Genomic DNA, 18,919 nt, shown 5'->3' with positions numbered 1-18,919 from the left:
GCAGTTGAGGCTCTCGGGCTCCCAGGGGTGGAGCCCGGCCGGGCCTCGCGGGTGCGAGGGGCGGTGCGATCGTGAGTCGGATCCTGGTGACCGGTTCCGCCGACGGCCTTGGACGTGCCTCGGCGGATTCGCTGTTGTCCGCGGGACACGACGTGGTGGTGCACGCTCGGAACCGGGAGCGCGCGGCGGGCCTCGACGCGCTGATCGACCGCGGGGCACACATCGTGGTGGGCGACTTCACGGAGCGTGCCGCCGTACAGCGCATCGCCGCCGAGCTGAACGACGCGGGGCCGCTCGACGCGGTCATCCACAACGCCGGCGTGTGGAGCGGACCGGCGGTCATGCCGGTCAACATCGTCGCACCGTACCTGCTCACGGCCCTGCTCCGCGCCCCGCGCCGGCTGGTGTACCTGAGCAGCAGCTCGCACTTCGGTGGGCGTCCCTCGCTCAACGGCGTGGACTGGCGGGGCGAGAGCCCGGGCTCGTACTCCGACAGCAAGCTGTTCGTCACGACGCTCGCCGCTGCGGTGGCTCGTCTGCGCCCCGGAGTGCTGAGCAACGCCGTGGACCCGGGCTGGGTGCCGACGAAGATGGGCGGGCCGAGCGCACCGGACGATCTGGAGCTCGGCCATCGGACGCAGGAGTGGCTAGCCTCCAGCGACGAACCCGAGGCCCTGACGACCGGCGGGTACTGGTACCACGGCCAGCGGCTGCAGCCGCACCGCGCCGTCCGCGACGAGGCGTTCCAGGACCGCCTCCTGCAGGCGTTGGCGGAGGAGACGGGCACCGCGCTCTGAGCGGTGAGGACAGTTGCATCTGAGGGTCGACGCGGTGCTGGTGGACAGGTCGATCCGTCTCAGTTGTGCTGCTCGGCATCCAGCAGGGCGAGGGCGTTGCGGATGCCCTGTTCGAGGAGTTCGTCGGCGAGCTGCCGGTCGGTCAGGGCACGGGAGAGTTGCAGCGTCCCGGCCAACATGCCGAGGAGGATGAGTGACTTCAGACGCGCCGACGGCGGATCGTGGGGTGCCAGGCGGGCGGCGAAGCCGTCGATGAGGACCAGCACGCCGTCGGTGTACGCCTGCCTGGTTGCGTCCGCGCAGCGCCCGATCTCGTCGAGCAGGGCGGCGTTGGGGCAGCCGTCGCCGGGGTTGTCCCGGTGGTGGGCCGAGAGGTACCAGCGCACGATCTGTTCGAGGCCGGCCGGGCCGGGCTCCGCCTGCGCGACGATGTTCGCGTTCAGTGTGTGCAGTTGGTCGGCGATCGCGATGGCGACGAGGATGTCCTTGGATGCGAAGTGAGTGTAGAAGGCGCCGTTGGTCAGGCCCGCGTCCTTCATGAGCGTCGCGACTCCGGAGCCGTCGATGCCGTCCCGTTTGAGCCGGCGACCGGCCGTCGCAATGATCCGCTGCCTTGTCTCCTGCTTGTGTTCTTTCGCGTACCGCACCATGCGTTCCTCCATCGCAGCCGGGGCCCCCACTCCGGATACCGCCCTGGCCAAGTCAGTGTGCCGTTGTGGAACCTGAGCCCGTTGGCACCGATCGGCAGGGCTTCGGTCGGCACCGGCGCGAGAGCGGCATCGGTCAACCACGGGGAATTCGGGCGGAATCGACGCCCTTCGATGCCGGACCGGGATGTCAGGTGGGCATGCGGTTGTTCTTGCGGATCTGCTTGTCGAACGCTCCGGCGGGGACGAGGCGGCGCGCCGTGGTGACGCGTGAGGCCAGCGGGCCGGCGGTGTAGCGCAGCTTCGGCTTCTTGTCGGTGGCCGCACTGACGATCACTTTGGCGACGACGGCGGGGTCGTCGCCGTCCTTCATCGCATCCGCCATCACCTCGTCGAAGACGCGCCGTCGCTCCGCGTACAGAGGCAGCGGGGCGTCGGGCTGCGCGGCGTTGGTGTCGAAGCTGGTCTTGGTATAGGCGGGCTGGACGAGGAGAACCCGGACGCCGTGCTCGCGGACCTCGTGGTCCAGCGACTCGGAGTAGCCCTCGATGGCGTGCTTCGACGCGACGTAGAGGGCCATGAAGGGCTGGGGGGCGACCCCGAGGACGGACGAGATGTTGATGACGCGTCCGCCACCCTGGGCGCGCATGTGCGGTAGGACGGCCTTCGTCATACGGATGACACCGAGGACGTTGATGTTCAGGATGTTCTGGGCCTGGGTGACGGAGTTCTCCTCGACGGCGCCCGCCGAGCCGACGCCTGCGTTGTTGACCAGGACGTCGATGCGTCCGAACCGGTCGATCACCTCTCCGACCGCGTTGGTGGCCGAGTCGTCACTGGCCACGTCGAGATCGAGGTACGTCACACCGGCGGGCGGGGTGAGTCCGGAGGTCTTGCGGCCGGTTCCGATCACCTCGAAACCCGCCGCGACGAAGGCGCGGGCCGTCTCCTTGCCGATCCCCGATGAGGCACCTGTCACGAGCGCCACCGGCCGAGTTGTCGCCATCACGAGCTCCCTGGGTTTTGAATTACGTTCGTATGCCTTACGCTCGTACGACCATATGGTGGTCGTCGGTCGATGGCAAGTGGTCACGTCCGGCAATCCGAGAAAGATCCGGGCAACGTGGGGTGCGGTACGGGAAAGACCACGAGCGGACGACGAGCAGTTGACCGAGACGGCCGGTCCTTGGTGTTCCGGTGGGGCGGTCGTCGGCAAGGTGTCGTTTTCTTCGGCGAGGTGCCGGTGGTTCAGAACCCGTATTCCATACCCACGATCATGCCGTCATCCGCCGGATGTCATCGGTGATGCCTTCCAGCGGCGCCGTGTTGCCGATGGACGCGAACCAGTCCCACAGCTCCAGAGCGTGGTAGAGGCGGTAGAGGCCGACCCGCTCACTCCAGTCGGCGGGCAGCGTGCCGTAGCCGTCGCAGAGCGCTTCGCGCTTGTCCTGGTCGTCGCGGACGGAGTAGTAGTCGGTCTTGGCCACGTCCATCAGTGGATCCGCGGCGATCGCATTCTCCACGTCGATGAAGCCGCTGACCTGCCATCCGCCGCCGTCCTCGGCGACCAGGACGTTGCCCTCGTGGAAGTCGTTGTGGCACAGCACGGCATGCCGGCACGCGCCGAGCAGCTCAGCCTGCCGAGCGACCTTCGCTTCGATGGCCGCCGCGAGCGCCGCATCGCCCCCGTGATCGGCGTACTCCCTGAGCTTCTTGTGGAACTGCCGTGTCATATAGGCGGTGTTCGTCGGCTCGGGATCCAGAATCCGCGTGGTGAGGTATCCGTAGGCGCCCTGCGGGATCTGGTGGACTGCGGCCATGCAGCTCCCGATCTGACGGTAGATCTCCCGCACCGATGCCCTGTCCAGGGCGTGGCTGACAGCGGACAACGGCTGGCCCCTGAGCATCGTCATCACCGTGTAGCAGCGCCCAAGCGCGTTGTCGGCGTCCCCATGGTGCAACACGGCAGGCACCGGCCCGACACCGTGCTGCTGAAGCAGCTGGTAGACGTAGATCTCCTTGTCCTGTTTCCACCGCCACTGATCGTCATAGATCTTGATGACGACCGGCTCGGCCACCCCGGCGAACCGGATCTCGAAGATCGTGCTCAGCTCCCCGCCAGTACGCAGAACGATCTCCCTGACGCACGCAGCGGGAAGGACGGGACGCAGGAGCTCCTCGGCCATCGCCGGCGGCAGCGCTGTTGCACCGGACACGCCGAAACCGTAGATGCGCCAGGGCGGACATCGCGAGCGAAATATGGGCGGTACGCAGAGCGTCGAAGGAGAACACCTGGCAATCCCCCACACCCTCCCGGTCCCGGCCGTCGCCGCCGCCGTCGGTATCCCGGACCTCCAGGCCTTCAACCAGGCCTGCCGCCGGGAAATGGGCGCGGGACCAAGGGCGATCCGGGGCCGATGACCTGCGCCGCACGGCGCACGGCGGCGCACGGCGCACGTTCAAGAATGGTGGGACGCTTTGACACTCCCAAGGGGACGGCACCCACGCACCCCTCGGCGATTTTCAGAGCTGGTTGCCCTTCCTTGGTAAAAGATCTGGACGGTGACGACCCTTGGCGCCTATACATACATCCCATCAATGGGGTGCGGGTCAGATGCACCGCGGAGGGGAAGGCAGGCCGGAGTGTCGCTGACCGACAAGGCCATCGTGCAGATCCGTGAACTGATCGGCACCGGTGCCCTGCCGCCGGGCTCGAAGCTGCCGCCGGAGCCGGAACTGGCGGCGCAGTTGGGCCTGTCCCGCAACCTCGCGCGCGAAGCCGTCAAGGCGCTGTCCGTCGCCCGGATCCTGGAGGTGCGCCGGGGGGACGGCACGTACGTGACAAGTCTCGCGCCGAGTCTGCTCTTCGAAGGGCTCGGCGGCGCGGTGGAGCTGCTGCAGAGCGACCCCGGCGCGCTGCTGGACCTGATGGAGGTGCGCCGACTCCTCGAACCGGCCGCCACCGCACTCGCCGCGACCCGGATCTCCGAGGATCAACTGGCCGAGATCGGGCATCACTTGGATGCGATGCGTGAGGCGCGGGACGACGTCGAGCGGCTCAACGCGCACGACGCCGCCTTCCACCGGGCCGTCGTCCGGGCCACCGGCAACGAGTCGCTGCTCACCCTGCTCGAAGGCGTCTCCGGCCGCACTCTGCGCGCCCGCATCTGGCGGGGCCTCGTCGACGACCAGGCCGCACAGCGCACGCTCAGCGAGCACGAGGCGATCTTCACGGCTCTCGCCAACCGGGACGCGGCCCTGGGCCAGGCCGCCGCACTCCTGCACGTCAGCAACACCGAGCGGTGGCTGAGGCAGCACCTGCGCACCGCCGAGGCCGCCACCCCGAGCACCGACGGTCCCGGGCTGCTCGCGCGGCCGGACCCTGCCTGACCGCCCGCCCCATCATGTCCCGGATGCCGGGACGCCCACTCCTCCGCTCCTTCATGTCCCGGGATGCCGGGACGCCCACTCCTCCGCTCCTTCTCGCCCACTTCTCCGCGAGGTCTCCCGCATGACATCTCTGCCACCGCGCGTCCTGTTCGGCGCCGCCTATTACCACGAGTACCAGCCCTACGAGCGACTGAAGACCGACCTCGATCTGATGGCGAAGGCGAAGTTCACCGTCATCAGGGTCGGCGAGTCGGTCTGGTCCACCTGGGAGCCGGAGAACGGGCGCTTCGAGCTGGACTGGCTGCAGCCGGTTCTCGACGGCGCCCACGAACGCGGCATATCCGTCGTCCTGGGGACCCCGACCTACGCGGTGCCGCCGTGGCTGGCCCGGCAGTACCCGGAGATCGCCGCCGAGGACGCCGCCGGCCACCCCGCCGCGTGGGGAGCCCGCCAGGAGGTCGACATCACCCACCCCGCGTTCCTCTTCCACGCGGAGCGGGTGATCCGCGCGATCGTGGCCCGCTACGCCTCCCACCCCGCGGTCATCGGCTTCCAGGTCGACAACGAGCCCGGCCCGCGGCTGCCGCACAATCACGGCGTCTTCCAGCGGTTCGTGGACGACCTGCGGCAGCGCTACGGCGATGTGGAGACCCTCAACCGCGAGTGGGGGCTGGTGTACTGGTCGCACCGGCTGACCACATGGGCCGACCTGTGGAAGCCGGAGGGCAACGCCCAGCCCCAGTACGACCTGGCCTGGCAGGCGTTCCAGGCGCGCCGGACCACCGAGTTCATCTCCTGGCAGGCGGGCATCGTGCGCGAGTACGCGCGGCCGGAGCAGTTCGTCACCACCTGCCTCGCCTACGGCTCCCCCGGCCTGGAGGACGACGAACTCACCGACGCGCTGGACGTCACCGCGGGCAACCCCTACTACGACATGCAGGACAGTCTCACGATGCCCGAGCCGCCGCGCGAGAAGCTGCCGCAGCAGTGGATGGCGTACGGGGCGTGGGCGCTGCACCGGAGCGCCGACCGGATCTACTCCTCGCGCCAGGAGCCGTTCCTGATCACGGAGACCAACGCCCAGGCCATCGGTGGCCCCTCCGACAACCGGCCCGCCTTCGACGGCCAGTGGCGGCAGGCCGCGTGGGCACTGGTCGCACGCGGCGCCCGCATGATCGAGTACTGGCACTGGCACACCCTGCACTACGGCACCGAGACGTACTGGGGCGGCGTCCTGCCGCACAGCGGACGGCCGGGCCGCGTCTACGCCGAACTCACCCGACTGGGCGGCGAGTTCGAGCGCGCGGGAGATCTCGTCGCCGGAATCACCCCGGATGCCGACATCGCCATGGTGTACTCCGCGCCCAGCAAGTGGCTGATGCGCAAGCACCCGCCGCTCTCGGCCCCGGACGGCGGCCCGGACGCGGGCGCGTACGAGGGGATCTTCGACCCGTTCTACCGAGGAGCGTTCGAGGCGGGACGACAGGTACGGATCCTGCACGCCCGCCAGCTGCACGACCCCAGCGGCGAACGCCCGGGAATCGCCCCCCAGGCGGCGGCCGAGCGACACCCCGTCCTCATCGCGCCGGGGCTGTACGTGGCGGACGACGGCATGCTCGACTGGCTCGCCGCCTACGCGGAGGCGGGCGGCCACCTCGTGCTCGGGCCGCGCACCGGCTACGGCGACCACGAGGCGCGGGCACGCCACGAGGTGACGCCGGCGCGCCTGGTGCAGGCCGCGGGCGTGCGCTACGACGAGTTCAGCAACCTCCACGCAGACCTGCCGCTGCGCTCCGCCCCGGGCAGCCCCCTCACGCTGGGCGTCGGCGCCGTGGCGACCCGGTGGGTCGAGGGGCTCGCCGTGGACGACGCCGACGTCCTCGCCACGTACGAGCACCCGCACTTCGGACGATGGCCCGCCGTCACCACCCGCCGCCACGGCGCAGGACGCGTCACCTGCGTCGGGACCGTGCCCGGGCGCGAGCTCGCCCGCGCGCTCGCCGCGTGGCTCGCACCCGCCCCGTGCGCCGGCTGGCGGGACCTGCCGGACTCCGTCACCGTCGCGACCGGCACCGCCGAGGACGGGCGGCGCGTCCACGTCGTCCACAACTGGAGCTGGGAGCCCGCCGTCGCCCAGGCACCCGAGGACGTGGATCTGACCGATGCCCTGGACGGCGGCGCCATCCCGGCGGGCACGCCTGTGCGGCTCGGCGGCTGGGACGTCCGCGTCCTCGCCGCCGAGCCCGCGTCCCTCCCCTCCCCCGCCTCCTCCACCTCCCCTGGGGAGGTCCGGTGACATCCGCCAAGGGTGCCCTGGTCGTCCGCGGGGGCTGGGACGGGCACGTCCCTGTGGCCGCCACCGACCGCTACGTCACCGCGCTCAAGGCGGACGGCTACGCGGTGACCGTCTCCGACACCCTCGACAGCTACCTCGACACGGAACTGCTCGCGGCCACGGACCTGGTGGTGCAGCGCTGGACGATGGCGAGATCACCGGCCCGCAGGCGGACGGCCTGAGCCGGGCCGTGCTGGCAGGGACCGGCCTGTGCCGGCTGGCACGGCGGCATCGTCGATGCGTTCCGCACCGAGACCCGCTATCAGCTGATGACGGGAGGTCAATTCGTTCACTCTGCCCGGGAGTTCACGACCTTCGAGGTGCGTCCGGCGCTGGGGAAGGCCGATCACCCGGTGCTGGCCGCAACCGGGCCGTTCATCGTCACCACCGAGCAGTACTACCTGCACGTGGACCCGGCGATCGACGTACTCGCCGTCACCGAGTACGGCCTCGATCCCGGCCGTCCGGGACTCCTCGGTACCCCGATGCCGGTCACCTGGGCGAAGCGCCGGGGCGCGGGCCGGGTGTTCGTCACCACCCTCGCCCACCTGGAGGTTCCCGAGGTCGACGCGATGATCCCGCGGCCGTACCAGCACACGCGAGCCGGGCCTTCGCTGCGCACACCGCCTGTATTGACACCCGGCCAAGAGCACCGAGGAAGAGAAGGAAAACCCGCTCGTGACCGACAACCGCGTTCTCCTCGACTGGGGGCACGATGCCCTGCGCCTCGTCATCGATGCAGACCAGGACGGCCGTCCACGGCTCCGCCACGTCGGCGGCCCCGACGCCGCACCGCTGCCGAAGGGCTCGGGGGCGCCGCTGCCGCTTGTCGAAGCGGTCGTGGGCGGCCACGGCCGGTACTGGTCCAGCCAGCGTCTGATCGACAGCGTCGTCGGCGCACGGCTGCGCTACCGAAGCCATGACACCCGGCGGGACGGGGACTGGCACCAGCTGACCGTCCGCCTGCACGACCCCGAGACGGGCCTCACCGCGGACGTGGTCTACCGCTCGCCCGACAGCATCCCAGTCCTGCGCGGCCACGTAGAACTGCACAACGGGGGACGGGAACGGCTCGACCTGGAGTCGGTCACCTCCCTGGTGCTGGGCGTGCTGACCACGGACGCCGCGCAGCTCGACACCGCGGACCTGCTCCGGGCGGAGAACGAGTGGCTGGCCGAATACCGCTGGCAGCGGCGCCCGTTGCGGCAGGCCGTCCCGGCGCTCAACGCCCGCGTCCACCGCCCCAACGGCAAGGGCTGCTTCACCACGGCCGGGAAGGGCTCCTGGTCCAGCGCGGGTCACCTGCCGATGGGCGGACTGAGCGACCGCCGCACCGGACGGACCTGGCTGTGGCAGATCGAGCACAACGGCGGCGGCTGGCTGTGGGAGTGCGGGGAGCGTGCCGATGCCGCGTTCCTGGCCCTGTCCGGTCCCAGCGACATCGCCCACGGCTGGTCGCACCGGCTGGAACCGGGGGCGAGCTTCACGACCGTCCCCGTCGCTCTCGCCCTCGCCGAGACCGGCGGCGTCGACGAGGCGTTCGCCGCACTCACCCGCTACCGGCGGGCGATCCGTCGGCCGCACCCCGACCACCACCACCTGCCGGTGATCTTCAACGACTACATGAACTGCCTGATGGGCGACCCGACGACGGCCCGGCTGCTGCCGCACATCGACGCCGCCGCCGAGGCCGGCGCCGAGTACTTCGTCATCGACGCCGGCTGGTACGACGACGAGAACGGCGGCTGGTGGGACAGCGTCGGCGCGTGGGAGCCGGCCGCCTCCCGCTTCCCCGGTGAGCGCGGCATCCACGAGGTCCTGGACCGCATACGGGGGCACGGCATGGTCCCGGGGCTGTGGCTGGAGCCCGAAGTGGTGGGCGTGCGCAGCCCGGTGGCCGCGGCCCTGCCCGACGAGGCGTTCTTCCGCCGCCACGGCGCCCGCGTCCTGGAGACCGGCCGCTACCACCTCGACCTGCGCCACCCCGCCGCCCGCGGCCATCTGGACCGGGTGGTGGACCGTCTGGTCGGCGAACTGGGCATTGGTTACCTCAAGCTCGACTACAACCTGGACCCCGGTTCGGGCACCAGCAGCCACCCCGGGGAGGCCCCCGCGGACGGCCTGCTCGGTCACAACCGCGCTCAACTCGACTGGCTGGACGGCGTCCTGGACCGCCATCCGCGCCTCGTCCTGGAGAACTGCGCCTCCGGCGGCATGCGCACCGACCACGCCCTGCTCTCCCGGCTCCAGCTGCATTCCACCAGCGACCAGCAGAACCTGCAGCTGTACGCCCCCATCGCGGCAGCCGCCCCCACCGCGGTCACCCCGGAGCAGGGAGCGGTCTGGGCCTATCCGCAGCCCGAGGACTCCCTGGACGAGGTCGCTTTCACCATGGCCAGCGCGCTGCTCGGCCGCATTCACCTGTCGGGCCGCCTCCCCGAACTCGCCCCCGACGCCCTCGCCCTGACGCACGAGGCGGTGGCCGTTCACAAAGCGATCCGCGGCGACCTCGCCACCGCCGTCCCCGCCTGGCCGCTGGGCCTCCCCGCCTGGGACGACCCCTGGATCGCCCTGGCCCTGCACACCCCCGATACCGCCTACGTCACGGCATGGCGGCGCCCCGGTGACGGCTCCGAGGACTCGACGGTACTCCCTCTGCCGAGCCTTCAGGGTGCGCCGGTCCGTGTCGACGTCCTGTACCCCTCGACTACCAAGGCGCGAGCCTCGTGGGACCCGAAGAGCGCGGCGCTCCGTGTGTTCCTCCCCTCGGCCCCTTCAGCGGTATTGCTGCGCCTCTCCGCACGTCCGGAGTGAACCGTCCGGGCGGGTGGGGACGCGGGACACCGCCCGAGGTCAGGACAGGCGCGACCACGGTCGCGCCTGTCGCAAGCAAATCCGCAGGTCCTGGCCCTGCTGCTCGGCGGTGACCCACGACGCCGACGCGTCGGTCCAGCCTCGGCCGGGCTCGACCAGGCGGGCGCGCAGCGCGCGACGGGCCGGCCGCCCCGGGTAGTCTCCAGCCAGCCTACGGTCAGCGTGCCGCTCTCCTCGTCCCAGCGCAGCGCGGTGCCCGTGCTCGTACCCTGCTCGTAGCCCCACCCGTCACCCTCGTCCTCGTACAGCTCGAAGGAGCCGTCCGCCGCCGGGAAGACGAGGATGTCCAGATCCTCCGGGCCGGAGTCGGGACGGGCGAGGGGGAGAACCGATCCGGCGCGGGCGTAGGCGGGCAGCCGCTCCAGCGGCGTCGGGGCTTCGATACGGCGGCCGCCCGCGTGGCGTGCGCCGTCCCAGACGTCCACCCAGTCCGTGCCGTCGGTCGCCGAGGGCAGCAGCACACCGCGGCTGCGCGGGGCGTCGCGCACCGGGACCGCACCGGGTCCGAACCGCTGTGGCCGCGTCACCCGGCAGACCATCAGCGCCGGGCCGAGCATGAACTGATCGTCCACGGTGGTCACTTCCGGGGCGTCGCCGAAGTCGAAGGCGAGCGGCCGGAACATCGTGCCGTTCTCGGACGTCACCTGTGCGGCGAAGGGACAGGTACTGCGTCGTGCCCCGCCGGTCGAGTCGGCCCTCCTCGTGCTGGCCGAGGCCGTACAGGGCTTCGCCGTCGGTGAGCCGCAGTCCGAGGCCTGCCCGATAGCCGGAAGTGGAACCGGGCGCGGAGCCGTTCGAGGTGCCCGGTGTGCGGAGCTCCATCCGGATCGCGTCCGCCTCCACCTCGCTGAAGAGCGGTTTCCCGGCGGCGTCGCGGTAGCTGAGCCGCCCCGTGGCGAGGTCGACGGCAAGGGCCAGCGCCCCGTCGGACATGACCAGCTCGTCGGGCTTCTCGTCGAGCGTGAAGGGTCCGGGTCGTCGCTCGCGGCGCGGATCGAGCATCGGGCCGTCGGCCAGGACGGGGGCGCCGTCAGACGCGGGGCGGGCTGCGACCCGCAGGATGCCGGGCCCATCCCAGACCGCCCGCAGGGACAGTCCGCGGCAGGTCAGCCGCACTCCGTCCGCCGTTCGCTCCCACCGCACAGGGCGGTCGTCGGTGCCCGTGGCTTCCTCGGTTTCCGCCATGCCGCACACGCTAGGAGCGCCCGCGCGGGGAGCGCGTGGGGCGGATTCACCCTCTGCTGGTCGATTCTCGGCATGAGGTGCTCCGACGGGCTTCGGAGGGCCGGCCGGTCCGCTCGATCCTGGTGGACCACGAGGAAACTCCGGCAAGACATCCCATGGCATCGCCGCGCGGGGACGTCCGCACTGCCGTCAACTACCGCACACTGGGCGGATAGTTCCTGCTAAGGCGACTTCGGCACAGCCAAGTTGTGCGCGAAGTATGGACACGGTTCCCCGGCGGGCCTATAAATCCATCCCATGTTGTGCGTCGGCCGTAGCCGTGCCGACACATCCCTGACACGTGTCGAGGGGCGGTTCCCCTGACCGCGAGACTCCTTCCTGCTGAGCGAACCGAGGCATATCACGCGATGACCGAACTGATCAGCACTGTCGAAGCGCTTGACATCCGCTTCCCCACGTCGCGCGAGCTCGACGGGTCCGACGCGATGAACCCGGAACCCGACTACTCGGCCGCCTACGTCACCCTCCGCACGTCCGCCGGCGGCACAGGCCATGGGCTGGCCTGCACCGTGGGCCGCGGCAACGATGTCCAGGTCGCCGCGGTCAAGGCCCTGGCCTTCGCCGATCCCGTCCGCGTCCGTGACGGCCACTACCTGGCGCCGACCGCCCCTGGCCTCGGCGCCGAGCTCCTGCCGGACGCGGTGGCCGCCCACCGGTACCCGCAGGGCCGGGTCTGGAGCAGTCAGGAGCCGGTGGCATGACAGCAGTCAACTCGTCGCAAACGGGAGGAACGTTCACCCGGGTCTCCCCTCCCGGCAAGCAGCGCAACGGGCTGCCGAAGACCACGGCACGCCGGCGGGCCCGCCGCAGCCTGCGCCGCCACTGGACGCTGTACCTGCTGATGCTGGTGCCACTGACGCACCTGCTGATCTTCAAGTACATCCCGATGGCCAACGGCGTGATCGCGTTCAAGGACTACAACGTGGTCCAGGGCATCTGGGCCAGCCCGTGGGCCGGGTGGAAGCACTTCCAGGCGTTCCTGGCCAACCCGCAGTTCTGGGAGCTGGTGAACAACACCTTCCTGCTCTCGTTCTACGCCGTGATCGCCGCCTTCCCCATCCCGATCATCCTGGCGCTCGCCCTCAACGAGATCCGGCAGGGCCTGTTCAAGCGCACCGTCCAGATGGTGACGTACGCGCCGTACTTCATCTCCACGGTCGTCGTCGTCTCGATGCTCATCATGATCCTGTCGCCCAAGGTCGGGCTGACCGGCCATGTCTTCGGGTTCTTCGGGGTCGAGGCCGTCGACCTGCTCGCCGAGCCGGGCTACTTCCGGCACATCTACGTCTGGTCCGACATCTGGCAGACGGCCGGCTACTCCGCGGTGATCTACCTGGCCGCGCTCGCCGGCGTCGACCAGTCCCTGTACGAGGCGGCCCGCGTGGACGGCGCCACCCGGCTGCAGAAGATCTGGCACGTGGACCTGCCGAGCATCATGCCCACCGCGGTGATCGTCCTCATTCTGGCGGTCGGCAACATCATGGCGATCGGGTTCGAGAAGGCGTTCCTGATGCAGAACCCGCTCAACCTCTCCGCCTCGGAGATCATCGCCACCTACGTGTACAAGACGGGCCTGCTCAACGCGGACTTCAGCCAGGCGACCGCGATCGGCCTGCTCAACTCGGTCGTCAACCTCTGCCTGCTCGTCTTCGTGAACTTCATCGCCAAGCGCGTCACCGGGAACGGGGTGTGGTCATGAGCCTGATCAGAGACACGACGGGCACCGGGCCGGCCCGCCACACCACGTTCCCGGACCCGGACACCTCGCGCCGCTTTCCCTTCCTGCGGCGCACACCCCGCCGGGTGCAGGAGACCAAGGTCGACCGGATCTTCCTCGTCTGTACGTACCTCCTGCTGCTCACCTTCCTCGCGGTCGTCCTCCTGCCGCTCCTCAACATCGTCGCCAGCTCGTTCAGCGCCCCCACCGCCGTCACCTCCGGCCAAGTCCTGTTCTGGCCGGTCGACTTCACCCTGCGGGGTTACGAAGTGGCGCTCGGCAACCCGCAGATCGTCACGGGCTTCCTCAACTCGCTCTTCTACACGGTCGTCGGAACGTTCATCAGCGTCGTCCTCACCATCGCGCTGGCCTTCCCGCTGTCGCGCAGGAGCCTGTTCGGGCGCGGCCCGGTGATGGGCGTGGTGGTGTTCACGATGCTGTTCTCCGGCGGCGTGATCCCCACCTACCTGGTGGTGCAGAACCTGGGCATGCTCGACACCCGCTGGGCGATGGTCCTGCCGCAGGCCATCGGCGTCTGGCAGGTCGTCATCGCCGCCACCTATCTGCGCACGATGATCCCGGACGAGCTGTACGAGGCCGCCCAGCTGGACGGCTGCGGCGATCTGCGCTTCCTGTGGAAGGTCGTCGTGCCACTGGCCAAGCCGATGATCGCGGTGATCGCGCTGATGTACGCCATCGCCCAGTGGAACGGCTACTTCGACGCGCTGCTCTACCTGCGCGACGCGGATCTGCACCCGATCCAGCTGGTCCTGCGCAACATCCTGATCCTCAACAGCGAAGCCGCCGGAGGCGCGACGGACCCGACGAAGATGCTGGAACGGCGGCAGATGGCGGACCTCCTCAAGTACTCGCTGATCGTGATCGCGAGCGTGCCGGTTCTGCTCATCTACCCCTTCGTCGCCCGCTACTTCACCAAGGGAATCATGATCGGCGCGATCAAGGGCTGAGCCGATCCGCCCCGCTCCTCACCCGCACGCACACGCGCACGCCTTCGAAGGGACCTGTCATGCGCCACTCATCCCGGCTCGGCACCGCAACCGTCACCGGCACACTGCTCGCCCTCCTCGCCGCCTGCACCGGCAGCTCCCCCGCCCCGGGCGGCGACGCCTCGAAGCCCCTGCCCAAAGTCACCGGAAACCCCCCGGTCACCCTCGACGTCTTCGCGCCCCAGGGTGGCGAGGGAAGCCTCCGGAAGAACGCCTTCACCAAGGAGATCAAGGAGAAGTTCAACATCACGATCCGCTGGCAGACCACGACCTACGACGCCAACGCCGCGAAGGAGAAGCGCCAGATATCCCTCGCCAGCGGTGACCTCCCCGACGCGTACCTGCTGATCCCGTGGGTCGACCAGTTCTCGCAGACCGAGCTGCTCAAGCTGTCGGGGCAGGGCATCATCCAGCCCCTCGACCAGCACATCAAGCAGTACGGGCCGAACATCCGGAAGGCATGGGAGAAGGAGCCCGCCTACAAGCGGATGGCGACGGCCCCGGACGGCCACATCTACGGAATGCCGCAGTGGAACGACTGCTACCACTGCACGTACAGCGCCAAGCTCTGGCTCAACACCACCTGGCTGAAGAAGCTCGGCCTCGAACAGCCCAAGACGCCCGCGGAGCTCCGCAAGGTCCTGCGCGCCTTCAAGAACGACGACCCGAACGGCAACGGCAAGGCGGACGAGGTCCCGCTCAGCGGCACGGTGACCGACTCGGTCATCAACTACCTGATGGGCGCCTACTCCTACGCACCCCAGGGCACCACGGTGAACACCAACCCCACCCTCGTCCTCCGCGACGGAAAGGCCGCCGTCCAGGCGAACAGGGACGACTGGCGGGAAGGGCTGCGGTACATCAGGTCCCTCTACAAGGAGGGGCTGATCGACAGCGGCGCCTTCACCCAGAACAACGGGGCCCTGAACCGGCTCGGCGACAACGCGGACGCGGTACGCCTGGGCAGCATCACCACCCAGCACATCGGGCAGTACATGACGGTCGACGACAAGAACGTCCGGTACAAGCAGTACGACGCGATACCGCCGCTCAAGGGCCCCGACGGAACCCAGTACACGAACTCCTACTCCCCCTCTTTCGCCGGCGCCACCTTCGTGCTCACCAGCAAGGCGACACAGACCGAGCAGATCCAGGCCATCAAGATGCTCGACTACCTGCACTCGGACAAGGGGCGGCTCGACAGCTATTTCGGTCCCGACGGCTGGGCCGAAGCGAAGAAGGGCGAGACAGGCACCAGCGGGAAGCCGGCCACGTTCCGGGCCGTCGAGGCCCCGGCCAACAACGAGTGGGGGCCGCTGGCCCAGTACAACCACACCGCCGACTACCGCACGTCCCAGGCGTTCGCCAAGGACAGCAAATCGCCCGACGGCTATGAGCGCCTCCTCCACGAGGCGACCGAGCTCTACGAGCCGTACGCCCCCAAGGACCTCGCCTTCCCCTACGAGGAGACCTGGATCGACCCCGCCAAGGCGCAGGAACTCGCCACCCTGCAGACGAACATCGGCACCTTCATCCAGCAGAGCAACGTGCAGTTCATCACCGGTAGGAAGTCCCTCGACGCGGACTGGGACACCTACAAGGCCGACTTGGAGAAGCTCGGCCTGAAGCAGTTCCTCAAGCTGTACCAGGAGGCGTACGACACCTCGCACTGACCCCCCAGCAGCACCGCACCCACCTCTCATACGCCCGGCTGCCGCACACGCACCGGGGCCTGGAAGAACGACTGACACCGCCGCGCGGGGGTGCCGGTGGTGTACGTCGATCCGGCGTACACCACCGCGCCGAGTGCGGCCACATCGACAAAGCGAACCGCGTCTCCCAGGCGTGGTTCGCGTGCCGGAACTGCGGACCGGAACTGCGGATTCGTTGACCACGCAGACCGGAACAGCTCCCGCAACACTCCGCGCCCGCGCGTGGGAGTTGTGGCGACGCTGGGCCGAGTCAACGATCCCTGCTCCACCCCCGGAACCGGATACAGATCGAGTTCGAGGTTCCGACGGAGATGCGTGACGGCACGGTGCTGCGCGCGGACGTCTACCGGCCCGGCGGTACGGGGCCGTGGCCGGTACTCCCGAGCCGGCTGCCATACGTCAAGCAGACGCCCATGACGGCCGTCGTACTCGATCCCCGGCACGACGAGGTCGACCTGCCCACCTCCCAGCTCGGCGGCTGGTAGGACATCCTCAGCCAGGGCACGCTCTACAACTTCACCGCCATGCGCCGGGCTGGCCGGTCCACACGTTGATCATGGCCCGTGGACCCACACCAACTGCCGGCCCGTGGTGGTGACATCAACTGGTCCTTGCGCCGCCGGTAGTCGGCCGGCCCTAAAGCGACGATCCCGGGTAGGCCCGCAAGGCGCCGGCCGAGTACTCCGGCGGCGGCGAGCCGTACGACGCGGCACTCCTCAAGCCCTCCGCTGAACTCCGCCCGACCTCCTCGCCCCGTCTGCGCTCGCCGGCCAGGTCGGGGTGGTCCAGCCTGACCGCGGCCGCATCGTCCGCGCCAGCCGCCAGACACATTGCGCCACGATCCGCGTCGATCACCACCGGCGGCTCGCGACGTCACCCGCCGCTCGCCGGGCGAGCACCACCTGCACCGACGGCTGCCCGGCTTCCCCGGAAGCCTGAGATCCGCCGACTTCACCTCGACACCGCGCGTCGTAATCATCCGTCACTCGCAGTGAACCTCGGTTTCAAGCTCACGTGATCGCTGTGGGTACGGAAGCAAGAATCAACCGACTTGCACTAGGAAACCGATCGGTTTACGGTGGGAGGAAACCGATCGGTTTCCTTTTCTGGAGGTAGTCGTGACAGCAATCAAGGGCGCCAACGTCCTCGTCACCGGAGGCAGCCGGGGTATCGGCAAGGTGCTGGTCGAGGAGCTCTACGCGCGCGGTGCCAGCAAGGTCTACGCCACGGCCCGTGACCCGCGCTCGGTGACGCACCCCGGTGCCGTTCCGCTGGCGCTCGAGGTCACTGACCCGGCATCGGTGGCAGCCGCCGCCGAGCAGGCCCAGGACGTCACCATCCTGATCAACAACGCCGGCGCCTCCGTCGGCGCCTCGTACCTCGACTCCGCGATGGAGGACGTGCGCCGGGATCTGGAGACCAACTTCTACGGGCCGCTGCTGGTCACCCGGGCCTTCACGCCGATCATCGACCGCAACGGCGGGGGCCACATCCTCAACGTCCACTCCGCCCTGTCCTGGCTGGCCGACGGCACGCCCTACAGCGCCTCCAAAGCCGCCCTGTGGTCGCAGACCAACTCTCTGCGCCTGGAGTTGCAGCCGCGCGGCATCGCGGTGACCGGGCTCCACGTGGCCTACGTGGACACCGACATGACGTCGGGTATCGACGCACCCAAGGCCGACCCCCGCGACATCGCCGTGGCCGCGCTCGACGGCATCGAGGCCGGGGCGCACGAGGTGCTGGCCGACGACACCACCCGCTGGGTCAAGTCCCAGCTGTCCGCCGACCTGGAAGCCATGTACGCCCAGCTGAAGAAGTAACACGCACTCACAGATTCAAAGGAATTCCTTGTGGAAAGTTCGCTCACCCACCGCTTCGTCGAGGTGAACGGGGTCCGGCTGCACATCGCCGAGCAGGGGCAGGGGCCGCTGGTCCTGCTGCTGCACGGCTGGCCGGAGAGCTGGTACTCCTGGCGTCACCAGTTCGGGGCGCTGGCGGCGGCCGGATACCGGGTCGTCGCCCCCGACCAGCGCGGCTACGCCCGCAGCGAGCAGCCGCCGGACGTCACCTCCTACACCCTGCTCCACCTCGTCGGCGACGTGATCGCCCTGATCGAGGAACTCGGGGAGGAGCAGGCGGTCGTCGTGGGCCACGACTGGGGTGCACCCGTTGCCTGGACCGCGGCGATGCTGCGCCCGGACAAGGTCCGCGCGGTGGCCGGGCTCAGTATTCCGCCCATTCTGCCCGGCGGGATGGTCCCGCCCTCGATCACCCGCACCCAGTACGGCGAGGGCTTCTACCAGGTCTACTTCCAGCAGCCGGGAGTCGCCGACGCGGAATTCGCCAAGGACATCCCGGACTCCTTGCGCCGCCTCCTGGTCGGTGCCTCGGGCGACAACCCGCTCGGCAGGGAGCCCCGCCCGCTGGTCATACCCGACGGTCTGGGCCTGCTGGACACCATGCCTCAGGCGCCCGATCTCCCGGCCTGGCTGACGGAGGAGGACATTCAGGCCTACGCCGAGGACTTCGCCCTGCACGGCGAGCAGGCGTTCACCGGAGCCTTCAACTGGTACCGGAACATCGAACGCAACAACGAACTGCTCGCGCCCTTCCGGGGACGCGGGATCGACGTCCCCGCGCTGTACGTGGTGGGAGACCGCGACATGGTCACCTCACTGCGCGGCCCGGACGGGGGCCCCTCGCTGAGCGAAATCCTCCGCGGCCAGGGCGGATCGGCCAACCCGCTGAGCGCTGTCACGCAACTGCACGGCCCGGTGGTACTGCCGGGATGCGGGCACTGGACACAGCAGGAGCGTCCCGCCGAGGTCAACGCCGCACTCCTCGACTTCCTCACACGCATCGACGGCCCGGCGCCCCGATGACACTACGCAGAATCCGCCTGGCCGGCACCGTCCGGACAGAGCAGAGCCCACAGCTCACCCGCAGGCGGCCATCAAGCTCGACGACTTCCCCTTCATCGACCGGCTCCGGCGGGAATCGTCACAGCCCAAAGACGGTCGCCGACCGCATCCTGGGCCTTCTGAACAGCTGACTCACCCCAACCAGACAGAGGACACACTGATGCCAGAGCGCAACCCCATCCTGATCACCGGTGCCGCCGGCGAAATCGGTGGTGTGAGCCGAACGATGGTCGACATGCTGCTCGAACACGGCCACCCGGTGCGCGCGTTCGTC

At 69.5% G+C, this 18,919-nt stretch carries 14 protein-coding genes and 6 pseudogenes; 15 read left to right on the top strand and 5 right to left on the bottom strand.

The features are described from left to right. Window positions 1-71: 71 nt before the first annotated feature. The gene (locus H1D24_RS37310) at window positions 72-797 is read left to right on the top strand and encodes an SDR family NAD(P)-dependent oxidoreductase (protein ID WP_181662180.1); all 726 of its coding nucleotides are present in this window, start codon (window positions 72-74) and stop codon (window positions 795-797) included. A 59-nt stretch (window positions 798-856) separates the two neighbouring features. Here H1D24_RS37310 and H1D24_RS37305 read toward each other — a convergent pair whose 3' ends face one another. The 3 genes from H1D24_RS37305 to H1D24_RS37295 all read right to left on the bottom strand — a co-directional run bounded on the left by H1D24_RS37305 (window position 857) and on the right by H1D24_RS37295 (window position 3,660). Continuing rightward, window positions 857-1,447 (bottom strand): TetR/AcrR family transcriptional regulator, encoded by a 591-nt coding sequence (locus H1D24_RS37305; protein WP_181662179.1) that lies wholly within the window; start codon window positions 1,445-1,447, stop codon window positions 857-859. Between the two features lie 187 nt (window positions 1,448-1,634). After that, window positions 1,635-2,450, bottom strand: coding sequence for an oxidoreductase (locus H1D24_RS37300; RefSeq protein WP_181662178.1), 816 nt, complete (start codon window positions 2,448-2,450; stop codon window positions 1,635-1,637). Between the two features lie 268 nt (window positions 2,451-2,718). Then, the gene (locus H1D24_RS37295) at window positions 2,719-3,660 is read right to left on the bottom strand and encodes a phosphotransferase family protein (protein WP_220137674.1); all 942 of its coding nucleotides are present in this window, start codon (window positions 3,658-3,660) and stop codon (window positions 2,719-2,721) included. A gap of 91 nt (window positions 3,661-3,751) precedes the next feature. On the opposite strand from H1D24_RS37295, the pseudogene H1D24_RS43190 reads away from it, so the two are divergent. The 6 genes and pseudogenes from H1D24_RS43190 to H1D24_RS43185 form a co-directional block, all read left to right on the top strand. Then, a pseudogene (locus tag H1D24_RS43190) lies at window positions 3,752-3,865 on the top strand (AraC family transcriptional regulator); the annotation flags it as partial. Between the two features lie 222 nt (window positions 3,866-4,087). Next, window positions 4,088-4,834 (top strand): FadR/GntR family transcriptional regulator, encoded by a 747-nt coding sequence (locus tag H1D24_RS37290; protein ID WP_181662177.1) that lies wholly within the window; start codon window positions 4,088-4,090, stop codon window positions 4,832-4,834. A 121-nt stretch (window positions 4,835-4,955) separates the two neighbouring features. Next, window positions 4,956-7,130, top strand: coding sequence for a beta-galactosidase (locus H1D24_RS37285; protein WP_181662176.1), 2,175 nt, complete (start codon window positions 4,956-4,958; stop codon window positions 7,128-7,130). Then, window positions 7,127-7,351 (top strand): hypothetical protein, encoded by a 225-nt coding sequence (locus H1D24_RS41915; RefSeq protein WP_220137672.1) that lies wholly within the window; start codon window positions 7,127-7,129, stop codon window positions 7,349-7,351. Before H1D24_RS37285 ends, H1D24_RS41915 begins: the two co-directional genes overlap by 4 nt. A gap of 27 nt (window positions 7,352-7,378) precedes the next feature. Beyond that, window positions 7,379-7,705: pseudogene (locus H1D24_RS44285) on the top strand (ThuA domain-containing protein); the annotation flags it as partial. 142 nt (window positions 7,706-7,847) lie between these two features. Continuing rightward, complete coding sequence (locus tag H1D24_RS43185) at window positions 7,848-9,983, top strand: glycoside hydrolase family 36 protein (RefSeq protein WP_309484587.1); 2,136 nt, start codon at window positions 7,848-7,850, stop codon at window positions 9,981-9,983. 221 nt (window positions 9,984-10,204) lie between these two features. Here H1D24_RS43185 and H1D24_RS44280 read toward each other — a convergent pair. Together H1D24_RS44280 and H1D24_RS44275 are read right to left on the bottom strand one after the other, a co-directional pair. Further along, a pseudogene (locus tag H1D24_RS44280) lies at window positions 10,205-10,666 on the bottom strand (DUF5110 domain-containing protein); the annotation flags it as partial. Window positions 10,667-10,724: 58 nt separating this feature from the next. Further along, window positions 10,725-11,228: pseudogene (locus tag H1D24_RS44275) on the bottom strand (hypothetical protein); the annotation flags it as partial. Window positions 11,229-11,635: 407 nt separating this feature from the next. Between H1D24_RS44275 and H1D24_RS37270 the strand changes: the two are divergent. The 8 genes and pseudogenes from H1D24_RS37270 to H1D24_RS37240 all read left to right on the top strand — a co-directional run. Continuing rightward, window positions 11,636-11,842 (top strand): annotated as a pseudogene (locus tag H1D24_RS37270) (fuconate dehydratase); the annotation flags it as partial. 143 nt (window positions 11,843-11,985) lie between these two features. Continuing rightward, window positions 11,986-12,987, top strand: coding sequence for an ABC transporter permease (locus H1D24_RS37265; RefSeq protein WP_181662174.1), 1,002 nt, complete (start codon window positions 11,986-11,988; stop codon window positions 12,985-12,987). Continuing rightward, on the top strand, window positions 12,984-13,973 hold the full coding sequence (locus tag H1D24_RS37260; RefSeq protein WP_181662173.1) for a carbohydrate ABC transporter permease: 990 nt from the start codon (window positions 12,984-12,986) through the stop codon (window positions 13,971-13,973). The genes H1D24_RS37265 and H1D24_RS37260 overlap by 4 nt, the downstream gene beginning before the upstream one ends. A 59-nt stretch (window positions 13,974-14,032) precedes the next feature. Further along, entirely contained in the window at window positions 14,033-15,685 is a 1,653-nt protein-coding gene (locus H1D24_RS37255) for a type 2 periplasmic-binding domain-containing protein (RefSeq protein WP_181662172.1), read from the top strand. A 90-nt stretch (window positions 15,686-15,775) separates the two neighbouring features. Continuing rightward, window positions 15,776-15,871 (top strand): annotated as a pseudogene (locus H1D24_RS44500) (hypothetical protein); the annotation flags it as partial. Between the two features lie 164 nt (window positions 15,872-16,035). Further along, window positions 16,036-16,209 (top strand): CocE/NonD family hydrolase, encoded by a 174-nt coding sequence (locus tag H1D24_RS41900; protein WP_220137683.1) that lies wholly within the window; start codon window positions 16,036-16,038, stop codon window positions 16,207-16,209. Window positions 16,210-16,842: 633 nt separating this feature from the next. Continuing rightward, window positions 16,843-17,544 carry an SDR family oxidoreductase gene (locus tag H1D24_RS37245; protein ID WP_181662170.1) on the top strand — a complete coding sequence of 234 codons (702 nt, stop codon included), beginning with the start codon at window positions 16,843-16,845 and terminating at the stop codon, window positions 17,542-17,544. Window positions 17,545-17,574: 30 nt separating this feature from the next. Continuing rightward, entirely contained in the window at window positions 17,575-18,606 is a 1,032-nt protein-coding gene (locus H1D24_RS37240; RefSeq protein ID WP_181662169.1) for an alpha/beta fold hydrolase, read from the top strand. Window positions 18,607-18,919 lie beyond the last annotated feature (313 nt).

Source organism: Streptomyces himalayensis subsp. himalayensis (assembly GCF_013778455.1).
In the GTDB taxonomy this organism is placed as follows: Bacteria; Actinomycetota; Actinomycetes; order Streptomycetales; family Streptomycetaceae; genus Streptomyces; species Streptomyces himalayensis.
The sequence above is the reverse complement of the archived record's forward strand: the minus strand, read 5'-3'. Positions and strand labels throughout refer to the sequence as shown.